Source organism: Streptomyces sp. NPDC002870, assembly GCF_042888505.1.
Classification (GTDB): Bacteria; Actinomycetota; Actinomycetes; order Streptomycetales; family Streptomycetaceae; genus Streptomyces.
Window position 1 is genome coordinate 445,554 of record NZ_JBIAPW010000001.1, and the last position, 12,191, is coordinate 457,744.

The window sequence follows — 12,191 nt, forward strand, 5'->3', positions numbered from 1 at the left end:
CTCGCACTCCAACAGACAGCGGCGCCCCGCTCCGGCCGGTCCGGAACGGGGCGCCGTTGTGTTTCCGCCGCTCGAGGGGAGGTACGCGTCCGTCGCGGCACGCCGTACCGTTGCTGGATGTGACCTCACTCGCCACCGGGTTCGCCCGCACCCAAGGCTGGCTCCGCGCGCATCCGCTGGCGTTCGACGGCGCGCTGGCCCTGGCGGTACTGCTCTGCATGCTCGTCGGCTCCTTCGCCGACCCGAACGGACCGCACGGGCCGCAGTTCGGAAACCGCACCCCCGAACTGCGCAGTGTGGTGCTGATGGTCCTGGTCGCCGGCGCCCTCGTCTTCCGCCGGCGCAACCCGATGGCCGTGCTTGTCTTCACCGCCGCGGTCGCCGTCGTGGAGCTGGTCGCGGGCGATCCTGCCGCCCCGGTCGCGATGAGCGCCGTGATCGCGCTCTACACCGTCGCCTCCCGCACCGACCGGCCCACCACCTGGCGGGTCGGTCTGCTGACCATGACCGTGCTGACCGGCACCGCGATGTTCTTCGGCTCGGCCCCCTGGTACACGCAGGAGAACCTCGGAATCTTCGCCTGGACCGGCATGGCGGGGGCCGCGGGAGATGCCGTACGCAGCCGCCGTGCCTTCGTCGACGCGATACGGGAGCGGGCCGAGCGCGCCGAGCGCACCCGTGAGGAGGAGGCCCGCCGCCGGGTCGCAGAGGAGCGGCTGCGGATCGCCCGTGACCTCCACGACGTCGTCGCGCACCACATCGCCCTGGTCAATGTGCAGGCGGGCGTCGCCGCCCATGTCATGGACAGACGTCCCGACCAGGCCAAGGAAGCCCTCGAGCATGTACGGGAGGCCAGCCGCTCCGCGCTGAACGAACTGCGTGCCACGGTCGGCCTGCTCCGCCAGTCCGGCGACCCGGAGGCCCCCACCGAACCGGCTCCCGGCCTCGATGTGCTCGACGAGCTGGTCATCACCTTCCGGCAGGCCGGTCTGCCGGTCGAAGTCGCCCGCGCCGACGACGGTGTCCGGCTGCCCGCCGCCGTCGACCTCGCTGTGTACCGGATCATCCAGGAGGCGCTGACCAATGTGCAGAAGCACGCGGGTTCGGACGCGAAGGCCGAGGTGAGTGTGATCCGGGTCGGCCCGACCCTGGAGGTCACCGTGCTGGACAACGGCGCGGAGACGGAAGGGCCGAAGGACGGCGGCGGCCACGGTCTGCTCGGCATGCGCGAGCGGGTCACCGCACTCGGCGGCGGCCTCACGGCGGGGCCCCGCTACGGCGGCGGCTTCCGTGTACAGGCGATACTTCCCCTCGAGGCACGATCGGGGGAGGACCGATGACGATCAAGGTACTGCTCGCCGACGACCAGACTCTGCTGCGCAGCGCGTTCCGGGTGCTGGTGGACTCCGAGCCCGACATGGAAGTGGTCGCCGAGGCCGCGGACGGCGCCGAAGCGGTCGCCCTCGCCCGCTCCACCAAGGCCGATGTCGTCCTGATGGACATCCGGATGCCCGGTACGGACGGTCTCGCCGCGACCCGCATGATCAGCGCGGACCCGGAGCTCTCCCATGTACGCGTCGTCATGCTCACCACCTTCGAGGTGGACGAGTACGTGGTCCAGTCGCTGCGGGCCGGGGCCTCGGGCTTCCTCGGCAAGGGCGCCGAACCGGACGAGCTCCTGAGCGCCATCCGTATCGCCGCGGCGGGCGAGGCGCTGCTCTCCCCGGTCGCGACCAAAGGCCTGATCGCCAAGTTCCTTGCGCAGGGCGGCACTTCGGACGACGGGCCGGAGTCCCAGGCGTACTCCGAGCGGCTCGACGCGCTCACCGGGCGCGAGCGCGAAGTCCTCATCCTGGTCGCCGGCGGCCACTCCAACGACGAGATCGCCGAACGGCTCGTGGTCAGCCCGCTGACCGTCAAGACCCATGTGAACCGGGCGATGGCGAAAGTCGGCGCCCGCGACCGCGCCCAATTGGTGGTCATCGCGTACGAATCGGGCCTGGTACGCCCAAGGGTGGAGTGAGCCGGCGGCCCCGCGTACTCCAGCTGCGGTATGCGCGAGATAAGGAACTGGACCTGCGGTCGACGGGTGAGTCCCTTCGGATGGCTGATCGTATGAGCGGGGAGCCGGCTGTGTCCCGCCATACCCTCAACGTTCCTCCTGCCGCGTAAGCCACAGAAGAGAGACCCCATGTCCTGGCTGTCCCGATTCAGCCTGTCGCAACGGGCCTTGATAGGTCTGATGTCGATCGTCGCGATCGTCTTCGGAGCGATCGCCATCCCGCAGCTCAAGCAGCAACTGCTGCCCTCCATCGAGCTGCCGATGGTGTCGGTGCTCGCCCCCTACCAGGGCGCGTCTCCCGATGTGGTCGAGAAGCAGGTCGTCGAACCGCTCGAGAGCACGCTCAAGGCCGTCGACGGCATCAAGAGCATCACCTCCACGGCGAGCGAGGGCAACGCCGTGATCATGGCCAGCTTCGAGTACGGGGACGGCACCAAGCAGCTCGTCGCCGACGTCCAGCAGGCTGTGAACCGGGCACGTACCGAACTCCCCGGAGATGTCGACCCACAGGTCGTCGCCGGTTCGACGGACGACATCCCGACCGTCGTCCTCGCCGTCACCTCCGACAAGGACCCGCAGGCGCTGGCCGACCAGCTGGAGCGCACCGTCGTACCGGCGCTCGAGGACATCGACGGCGTGGGCCAGGTCTCCGTCGACGGCGTCCAGGACCTCCAGGTCTCCGTCACCCCCGACGACAAGAAGCTCGCGGCGGCCGCCCTGAACACCATGGCGCTCGGTGAGGCGCTGAAGGCGGGCGGCGCGACCATGCCGGCCGGCTCCTTCGCCGAGGACGGCAAGAGCCGCACGGTCCAGGTCGGCGGCGGGTTCACCACGCTGAAGCAGATCGAGGACCTGCGGATCGCTCCCACGCCGCCCGCGGACGGCAAGCCCGTACGTCTCGGCGACGTCGCGACGGTCAAGCAGACGCCGTCGACTCCGGTCTCCCTGACGCGTACGAACGGCAAGCCGAGCCTCGCCGTCCTCGCCACCATGGACAACGACGGCAGTGCCGTCGCTATCTCCGACGCGGTCCAGGACAAGCTGCCCGGGCTGCGCAAGGACCTGGGCTCCGGCGCCGATCTGACCGTCGTCTCCGACCAGGGCCCGGCCGTCTCCAAGTCGATCTCCGGTCTGACCACCGAGGGCGCGCTCGGCCTGCTCTTCGCGGTGATCGTGATCCTCGTCTTCCTGGCCTCGCTCCGCTCCACCCTCGTCACCGCGGTCTCCATCCCGCTGTCGGTCGTCCTCGCGCTGATCGTGCTGTGGACCCGCGACCTGTCGCTCAACATGCTCACGCTCGGCGCACTGACCATCGCCATCGGCCGGGTCGTCGACGACTCGATCGTGGTCCTGGAGAACATCAAGCGGCACCTCGGCTACGGCGAGGAGCGGCAGAGCGCGATCATCACCGCGGTGAAGGAGGTCGCGGGAGCGGTCACCTCGTCCACCCTGACCACGGTCGCCGTCTTCCTGCCGATCGGCCTGGCCGGCGGGATGATCGGCGAGCTGTTCGGCTCGTTCTCGCTGACCGTCACCGCGGCCCTGCTGGCCTCGCTGCTGGTGTCGCTGACCGTGGTGCCGGTGCTGTCGTTCTGGTTCCTGCGCGCGCCGAAGGCCGTACGCGGGATCGACCCGGAGGAGGCCCGGCGCAAGGCGGAGGAGAAGGAGGCGCGCAGCCTGCTGCAGCGGATGTACGTCCCGGTGCTGCGCTTCGCGACCCGGCGCCGTCTGACCAGCGTCGCACTCGCGATCGTCATCCTGGTCGGCACCTTCGGCATGGCCCCGCTGCTCAAGACCAACTTCTTCGACCAGGGCGAGCAGGAGGTCATGTCCGTCAAGCAGGAGCTGGCCCCCGGCACCAGCCTGGAGGCGGCCGACGCCTCCGCGAAGAAGGTCGAGAAGGTCCTCGACGGCCTCGACGAGATCAAGGACTACCAGGTCACCGTCGGCTCCTCCGGCTTCATGGCGGCCTTCGGCGGCGGTACGGGCGCGAACCAGGCGTCGTACCAGCTGACCCTGAAGGACGCGGCCTCGTACGAGAAGACCCGTGACCGCATCGACGAGGAGCTCGGCAGGCTCGACGGCATCGGCGACACGACGATCGCGGCGGGCGACGGCTTCGGCAGCCAGGACCTGAGCGTCGTGGTGAAGGCGTCCGACGCGGACACGCTGAAGAAGGCGTCGGAGGCGGTACGGGCCGAGGTGGCGAAGCTCGACGACGTCACCGACGTACAGAGCGACCTGGCGCAGAGCATCCCGCGGATCTCGGTCAAGGCGAACGCGAAGGCGGCGGACGCGGGCTTCAACGAGACGACGCTGGGTCTGGCCGTCGGCCAGGCGGTGCGCGGCACCCCGTCGGGCAAGGCGATCCTGGACGACACCGAGCGCGACGTCGTCATCACCTCGGCGAAGCCGGCGCGGACGCTGGCGGAGCTGCGGGCCCTGCCCCTGGGCGCGGTGAAGCTCGGCGACATCGCGGACGTGAAGCTGGTGCCGGCGCCGGTCTCGATGACCCGGATCGACGGCTCGCGGGCCGCGACGATCTCGGCGAAGCCGACGGGCGACAACACCGGCGCGGTCAGCGCCTCGCTCCAGAGCAAGCTGAAGTCCCTGGACCTGCCGGAGGGCGCGACCGCGACGATCGGCGGCGTCTCGGAGGACCAGGACGAGGCGTTCGCCTCGCTGGGGCTCGCGATGCTGGCGGCGATCGCGATCGTGTTCATGCTGCTGGTGGCGACGTTCCGCTCGCTGATCCAGCCGCTGATCCTGCTGGTCTCGATCCCGTTCGCCGCGACCGGCGCGCTGGGGCTGCTCATCGCCACCGGCACCCCGATGGGTGTCCCGGCGATGATCGGCATGCTGATGCTCATCGGCATCGTGGTCACCAACGCGATCGTGCTGATCGACCTGATCAACCAGTACCGCTCGCAGGGCCTTGGCGTGGTGGAAGCGGTCGTCGAGGGCGGCCGTCACCGGCTGCGCCCGATCCTGATGACGGCGCTCGCGACGATCTTCGCGCTGCTCCCGATGGCACTGGGCATCACGGGCGAGGGCGGCTTCATCGCCAAGCCGCTCGCGGTGGTGGTGATCGGCGGCCTGATCACCTCGACGCTGCTGACGCTGCTGCTGGTGCCGACGCTGTACGCGATGGTGGAGCTGCGGAAGGAGCGCCGCGCGAAGAAGAGGGCGGCGAAGCGCGCGGCGAAGTCGGGCGGCCCGGCGGACCCGGCGGCGAAGGAGTCCGCGGCTCCGGAGCCGGCCCAGGTCTGACCTGAGCACGTAAGGGGCGTCCGCTATGGCGGACGCCCCTTACGCATGCCCGGGCGCGACGCATGCCCGGGCGCGACGCATGCCCGGGCGCGACGCATGCCCGGGCGCGACGCATGCCCGGGCGCGACGCATGCCCAGGCCTTACGCATGCCCAGGCAAGACGCATAGCCAGGCGAGCGCTACGGCAGTGCCAGCATCCGCTCCAGCGCCAGCTTCGCGAAGCTCTCCGTCTCCTTGTCGACCTCGATCCGGTTCACCAGATTGCCCTCCGCCAGCGACTCCAGCGCCCACACCAGGTGCGGCAGGTCGATGCGGTTCATGGTCGAGCAGAAGCAGACCGTCTTGTCGAGGAAGGCGATCTCCTTGTCGGGGTGCGCGTTCGCGACCCGGCGGACCAGGTTGAGCTCGGTGCCGATCGCCCACTTGGAGCCTGCCGGGGCCGCCTCGAGCGTCTTGATGATGTACTCCGTCGACCCGACGTAGTCCGCGGCCGTCACGACCTCGTGCTTGCACTCCGGGTGCACCAGGACGTTCACGCCCGGGATCCGCTCCCGCACATCGTTGACCGAGTCCAGTGAGAAGCGACCGTGCACCGAGCAGTGCCCGCGCCAAAGGATCATCTTGGCGTTGCGCAGCTGCTCGACGCTCAGTCCGCCGTTCGGCTTGTGCGGGTTGTAGAGGACGCAGTCGTCGAGCGACATGCCCATGTCCCGTACGGCGGTGTTCCGCCCGAGGTGCTGGTCCGGCAGGAACAGCACCTTCTCGCCCTGCTCGAAGGCCCAGTCCAGCGCGCGCTTCGCGTTCGACGAGGTGCAGATCGTCCCGCCGTGCTTGCCCGTGAAGGCCTTGATGTCCGCGGAGGAGTTCATGTACGAAACGGGCACGACCTGCTCGGCTATACCGGCCTCGGTCAGCACGTCCCAGCACTCCGCGACCTGCTCGGCCGTCGCCATGTCGGCCATCGAGCAGCCGGCGGCCAGGTCGGGCAGCACGACCTTCTGGTCGTCGGAGGTCAGGATGTCCGCGGACTCGGCCATGAAGTGCACGCCGCAGAAGACGATGTACTCGGCCTCCGGCCGCGCCGCGGCGTCCTTGGCCAGTTTGAAAGAGTCCCCGGTGACGTCGGCGAACTGGATGACCTCGTCGCGCTGGTAGTGGTGGCCGAGGACGAAGACCTTGTCCCCGAGCCTCTCCTTGGCTGCGCGAGCACGCTCCACGAGGTCCGGGTCGGACGGGGACGGCAGGTCGCCGGGGCACTCGACACCGCGCTCGCTCCTGGGGTCGGCTTCGCGGCCGAGCAGCAGCAGGGCGAGCGGCGTCGGCTGGACGTCGAGCTCCGGGCGGGCTTGGGCGGTGGTCACGACACGCACCCTTTCTCTTCTGCAGACAGGCCTTCTCGTCTATTTGACGCTATCTATCATAACTGCTTCACGTCACTTTGACGACGGCGATAGCGTCTATGTGACGCACCCCCCGCGTCCACAGGTCAGTGCCCCTTGTCGACCCAGTGTGCGAGCATGAAAGGGAATGACCTGCCCTCGGCCCGGAATGAATCCGCGGCCACGCCGGTTGCAATCGTCGGCAAGCAGTCTCCGTACAACCCGGGAGAGAAGCAGATGTCCGTATCGGACGAGACCACCACCGTGAGCGACGGCATCCTCCTGTCCGACGCCGCCGCGGACAAGGTCAAGGCCCTGCTGGACCAGGAAGGCCGGGAGGACCTGGCGCTGCGCGTCGCCGTTCAGCCCGGCGGCTGCTCCGGCCTGCGTTACCAGCTGTTCTTCGACGAGCGTTCGCTCGATGGCGATGTCGTCAAGGACTTCGGCGGTGTCAAGGTCGTCACCGACCGGATGAGCGCCCCGTACCTCGGTGGCGCGTCCATCGACTTCGTGGACACGATCGAGAAGCAGGGCTTCACGATCGACAACCCGAACGCGACCGGGTCCTGCGCCTGCGGCGACTCCTTCAGCTAAAGCTGCGTACGCACGAAGGCGGCGGCCCCTGCAAGTCAGGGGCCGCCGCCTTCGTCATGCCAAGGCGTTATTTCATCGGGACGGTCTCACCCGTCGCCGCGTCCACGACCTTCCGGTCGCCCAGCGGCTTGTCCAGGGTCACCTTCTCCGTCAGCTCCTTGGCGATCATGATGCAGACCCGCTTCGGATCCGGCTTCGACTCGGTGATCGTCACCTTCACCTGGCTGCCGCTCTCGGCCGCCTTCGCCGAGTAATCGCTGCACACCCCGCCCCAGAACGTCACGCTCAGCGTCCGCCCGTCCCGACCGTCCACGCTGTACGACAGGACGCGCCGGTCGGACGGCGCCGCGGTCTCCTGCGGCGGCTCGGTCGGCTTGATGTCCTGCTGCGGCGTGGCCTCCTTCAGATACTTCGGGTCCACCGCGGGCTGCGTGACCGTGAACGGCTGGGCGCCGCCCTTGGGCTCCACCTCGAACAGCCACGACGGTACGAGCGCCTGCTGCCCGTCCACGTACTGCGCGGCCAGTCCGAAAACCGCCTCGCCGACAGTCAGCCGCTCGGGGCCGGCCGGCTTGCCCTTGGGCTCGCACGGCGCGTCGGGCTTCTGCTCGCCCTCCAGCGGCACCGGCGTGGCGCAGCCGCCGATCCCGATCGTGCCGCTGTCCCGGCCGGCCTTGTTCAGGTGCTTCAGCGCCTCCTCGGCGGAGAGCACCGGATACTCGTCACTCTTCACGGGCTTCTTCAACTGCCCGCTGCCGCCGACCACTTGACCGTCCGCGCCGACCTGGATCCCGGTCGACCAGCCGTACGTCGGCAGCCCGCCGACGACCGGGTCGGCGTTCACCACCCGTACCGCGCCCATCAGTTGGCGGGCGTCCAGCTCTGCGTCGCTCTGGCCGACTGATTTCAGCACGGGGGCCGCGGCCTTCTTCGCGGCCGCCTCGCTCACCGGCGCGACGCGGGCCGTGCTCTCGACCGTCGTCCCCATGTCGGCGCGGGAGGGACAGACGTCGACCTTCTTGCAGTTGTCACCGCCCGGCGAAGCGCCGAACCTGGCGAACGTCCAGGTACCCGGAGCCTGCTTGTTGACCTGGAGCAGCGGGCCCGCGCCGTCCTTTTCCGCCCCGATCTTCCAGGCCGGGCCGTCCAGCCGCGGTGTGCCCGGCACCCCGAGCGCCTTCGCCAGCGCTGTCACCTCGGCCGCGGTCACAGCGCCCTTCGTACGGTGGAGGAATGCCTTGTCGGGACCGTCCGGCAGCTTGCCCTCGGCCCGGTAGACGATCCCGCCACCCGAGGGGTCGGGCTCACCGGGTGCGATGCCGGGGCTGCCGGTGGAAGTGTCAAGGGAGAGCAGCGGCGGCTTCGCGTCGCGCTGCGCACCGCTCTTGGCGCTCGCGCCGCCGCTGCTGCCGCCGAAGCCGGATGTCGCGAAGTACGCACCGCCGCCACCCGCGACCAGCACCGCCGCCGCCACCGAGGCGACGACGAGCGGGGAACGCCGGCGGCCCGGGCTGTCGTGCGTGTTCTCCGTGCTGCTCACCGCATCGCTCCTTGTCTCGTGTCCCCGTTGTACGGGGGCACGGATGAGACGGAGCGGGGGAGCGCACGGTTCCCTCGTGCGCCCCAATCGTCGGCCGTCCAGCCGTGAGCCCTCGGCCCTCAGCCGTCAGCCGTCGATCGTCAGTCGCCGTAGTCGGACATCGCGTCGATCAGCCGGGCCGACGAGGCGGGCACGATGACACCGTGGATACGGGACGGCGGCACCGGCGCGGGCACGGCGGCCGCGGGCACCACCCAGTGCGGAGCCATTCGCGCGCAGTCACCGCGCAACTGGGCCAGACTGATCTCGGACTCCCGCGGCTCGCTCGAGGCGATGGGCTTCGTCATATCCGCACCGTACGCACCAGGGGGTCCCGGAAAAAGGACCTACTATCGGGTAGTTTCCGCACTTCAACCCGGGTGCCCGGACCCGGTAGCGTTAACTGTCAACGCCCCCCCTTCTCAGGAGCGTCCCAGCCGTGCGAATCGCAGTCACCGGCTCAATCGCCACCGACCACCTCATGACCTTCCCCGGCCGCTTCGCCGACCAGTTCGTCGCGGAGCAGCTGCACACGGTCTCCCTCTCCTTCCTCGTCGACAACCTCGATGTGCGCAGGGGCGGAGTCGGCGCCAACATCTGCTTCGGAATGGGCCAGCTCGGCACCGGGCCGATCCTGGTCGGCGCCGCCGGGTCCGACTTCGACGAGTACCGCGCCTGGCTCGACCGCCACGGTGTGGACACCGACTCCGTCCGTATCTCGGAGGTCCTGCACACCGCACGTTTCGTCTGCACCACTGACGCCGACCACAACCAGATCGGCTCCTTCTACGCGGGCGCGATGAGCGAGGCCCGCCAGATCGAGCTCAAGTCCGTCGCCGACCGGGTCGGCGGCCTCGACCTCGTGCTGATCGGCGCGGACGACCCCGAGGCGATGCTCCGCCACACAGAGGAGTGCAAGACCCGCTCGATCCCGTTCGCCGCGGACTTCTCCCAGCAGATCGCGCGGATGAGCGGGGACGACATCCGCACCCTCCTCGACGGCGCCACGTATCTCTTCTCCAACGAGTACGAGAAGGGGCTCATCGAGTCCAAGACCGGCTGGAGTGACACGGAGATCCTGGACCGGGTCGGCCACCGGGTCACCACACTCGGCTCCAACGGCGTCCGCATCGAGCAGGCGGGCCGGCAGCCGATCGAGGTCGGCTGCCCGGAGGAGGACGCGAAGGTCGACCCGACCGGCGTCGGCGACGCGTTCCGGGCGGGCTTCCTCTCTGGCCTGTCCTGGGGAGTGAGCCTGGAGCGCGCGGCGCAGGTCGGCTGCATGCTGGCGACGCTGGTCATCGAGACGCTCGGCACCCAGGAGTACACCCTGCGCCGGGCCCACTTCATGGACCGCTTCACCAAGGCGTACGGCCACGATGCGGCGGCGGAAGTCCGGACTCACATCCACTGACGCCCCGGGGCTCCGCCCCGGACCTCCCCCATAGCCCTTCGGGCATGGGAGGTGCCCCCACCCCCTACGCCCTGCGGGCGTGGGGGGGGACCCCCACGCGTCAATCTCCGGCGAGGCTTGATTTTCCCGCCGGTCGGCCGCCTCGGGCCGCTCGCCCTCGCCGCCCGGGCCTCGGCCGCCGACCGCCGCCCGGCGGGCGCAGCCGCAGCCGCTCGGCGCGTGGCGCTCGGGGGCGAGACGGCGCCGCCCTCGGCCGGCGCCACAACGCGCATCACGCCAGCCGCCGCACCACGTACGCCGAACCCCGATCCGCCGGCTCTTCCCCCACGTACTCCTGCCCCCGCATCTCGCACCACGCCGGGATGTCCAGCCGTGCCGCCTCGTCGTCCGACAGGACCGTCACCGTCTCGCTGACCGGCACGTCACCGATCACCTTCGCCAGCTCGATCACCGGAATCGGGCAGCGCTTGCCCCGGGCGTCGACGATCAGGGATCCCGCCGTGCCCGCCGCCGCGGGCGTGACCGGCGCGCCGAGCCGCTCCCGTACGTCCGCCACCACCCCCGGCAGGACCTCCAGAAAGCGGTCCACGTCCTCCTCCGGCGTGCCGAGGGGGAGCGAGACTCGGACATTCCCCTCCGAGAGCACCCCCATCGCCCGCAGCACATGGCTCGGCGTGAGCGTGCTGCTCGTACAGGAGGAGCCCGACGAGACGGAGAACCCGGCCCGGTCCAGCTCGTGCAGCAGAGTCTCCCCGTCGACATAGAGACAGGAGAAGGTGACGAGATGGGGGAGCCGGCGCACCGGATCGCCCACCACCTCCACATCCGGAACCAGCTCCGGCACCCGCGCGCGGATCCGGTCCACCAGGGCACGCAGGCGTGCCGCCTCCTGTGCGGCCTCGGCCCGCACCGCCCGCAGCGAGGCCGCCGCGGCCACGATCCCCGGAATGTTCTCGAAGCCGGCCGACCGCCCCGACTCCCGCTCGTCGGCGGGGCCTTGGGTCGAGAACCGGACACCCTTGCGTACGGCGAGCAGCCCGACCCCCGCCGGACCGCCCCACTTGTGGGCGCTTCCGGCGAGCAGCGACCAGTCCCCGGCCACCGGCCCCCACGCGAGTGACTGCGCCGCGTCGACCAGCAGCGGCACCCCGGCCGCCCGGCATGCCTCTGCGACCTCGCCCACCGGCTGCTCCGTACCCACCTCGTGGTTGGCCGACTGCAGGCAGGCCAGCGCGGTGTCCTTGCGCAGGGCGGCGGCGTACGAGGCGGGGGAGACCGCTCCGGACCGCTCCACCGGGACCTCGGTCACCGACGGGAGGTCCGCCCCGCCCGCCGCCCCGGCAGCCGCCGCGCCCCCCGACCCGCCGTCCGCCCCCTCGTAGGAGGCCGCCGCATGCAGCACCGAGGAGTGCTCGACCGCGGAAACGACCAGGTGGCGCCCGACACGCCGACGGCCCGCGAGCGAACCGGAAATTCCCAGGTGAACCGCGTGCGTCCCCGAAGGAGTGAACACGAGTTCGTCGGGACGGCAGCCCACGGCCTCCGCCGCGGCCTCCCGGGCCGCGTCCAGCAGCAGCCTGGCGCGCCGCCCCTCGCGGTAGAGCCGGGCGGGGTCGGCCCAGCCCTCGTCCAGCGATGCCTGCAGGGCCTGCCGGGCAACCGGGTGCAGAGGAGCGGATGATGCGACGTCGAAGTAAGGCACACTGCAACGCTAACCCCCATACGCGGAGGGGGCGTCAGATGCCTGCCGGAGGCCGGGATTCCAGGGGCGCTCCACCCCTTCGGGGTGTCGGGCGGCGCGTTAAGCACCCTCCCCGCGCGACCCCAAATTGCGTCCAGTAGGGTTTGGTCCGCATAAACATCCAAACCCCTGCCCGCGTCAGGGCCGGCGAC

Annotated in this window: 9 protein-coding genes; 5 read left to right on the top strand and 4 right to left on the bottom strand. The window is 70.3% G+C overall.

What is annotated here, in order from left to right; all coding sequences use genetic code 11:
- Nucleotides 1-110 precede the first annotated feature (110 nt).
- The 3 genes from ACFYWY_RS02010 to ACFYWY_RS02020 all read left to right on the top strand — a co-directional run bounded on the left by ACFYWY_RS02010 (nucleotide 111) and on the right by ACFYWY_RS02020 (nucleotide 5,332).
- Nucleotides 111-1,340: a sensor histidine kinase gene (locus ACFYWY_RS02010; RefSeq protein ID WP_389178140.1), complete on the top strand. Its 1,230-nt coding sequence runs from the start codon at nucleotides 111-113 to the stop codon at nucleotides 1,338-1,340.
- Nucleotides 1,337-2,023: a response regulator gene (locus ACFYWY_RS02015; RefSeq protein WP_389178143.1), complete on the top strand. Its 687-nt coding sequence runs from the start codon at nucleotides 1,337-1,339 to the stop codon at nucleotides 2,021-2,023. Before ACFYWY_RS02010 ends, ACFYWY_RS02015 begins: the two co-directional genes overlap by 4 nt.
- 168 nt (nucleotides 2,024-2,191) lie before the next feature.
- Nucleotides 2,192-5,332, top strand: a complete 3,141-nt coding sequence (locus ACFYWY_RS02020) for an efflux RND transporter permease subunit (protein ID WP_389178146.1) — start codon at nucleotides 2,192-2,194, stop codon at nucleotides 5,330-5,332.
- Between the two features lie 179 nt (nucleotides 5,333-5,511).
- Here ACFYWY_RS02020 and nadA read toward each other — a convergent pair whose 3' ends face one another.
- Entirely contained in the window at nucleotides 5,512-6,702 is a 1,191-nt protein-coding gene (nadA, locus tag ACFYWY_RS02025; protein ID WP_389178149.1) for a quinolinate synthase NadA, read from the bottom strand.
- A gap of 246 nt (nucleotides 6,703-6,948) precedes the next feature.
- Between nadA and ACFYWY_RS02030 the strand changes: the two genes are divergently transcribed.
- The gene (locus ACFYWY_RS02030; RefSeq protein WP_215098020.1) at nucleotides 6,949-7,305 is read left to right on the top strand and encodes an iron-sulfur cluster assembly accessory protein; all 357 of its coding nucleotides are present in this window, start codon (nucleotides 6,949-6,951) and stop codon (nucleotides 7,303-7,305) included.
- 67 nt (nucleotides 7,306-7,372) lie between these two features.
- Here the strand turns inward: ACFYWY_RS02030 and ACFYWY_RS02035 are convergent, their stop codons facing one another.
- Nucleotides 7,373-8,845 carry a hypothetical protein gene (locus tag ACFYWY_RS02035; protein WP_389178151.1) on the bottom strand — a complete coding sequence of 491 codons (1,473 nt, stop codon included), beginning with the start codon at nucleotides 8,843-8,845 and terminating at the stop codon, nucleotides 7,373-7,375.
- A gap of 140 nt (nucleotides 8,846-8,985) precedes the next feature.
- Nucleotides 8,986-9,192, bottom strand: coding sequence for a hypothetical protein (locus ACFYWY_RS02040; RefSeq protein ID WP_389178154.1), 207 nt, complete (start codon nucleotides 9,190-9,192; stop codon nucleotides 8,986-8,988).
- A gap of 131 nt (nucleotides 9,193-9,323) precedes the next feature.
- Between ACFYWY_RS02040 and ACFYWY_RS02045 the strand changes: the two genes are divergently transcribed.
- A complete protein-coding gene (locus tag ACFYWY_RS02045; RefSeq protein ID WP_389178157.1) occupies nucleotides 9,324-10,298 on the top strand; it encodes a carbohydrate kinase family protein in 975 nt (324 codons plus the stop codon).
- 271 nt (nucleotides 10,299-10,569) lie between these two features.
- Here ACFYWY_RS02045 and ACFYWY_RS02050 read toward each other — a convergent pair whose 3' ends face one another.
- Complete coding sequence (locus tag ACFYWY_RS02050; protein WP_389178160.1) at nucleotides 10,570-12,000, bottom strand: cysteine desulfurase/sulfurtransferase TusA family protein; 1,431 nt, start codon at nucleotides 11,998-12,000, stop codon at nucleotides 10,570-10,572.
- Nucleotides 12,001-12,191: the final 191 nt, after the last annotated feature.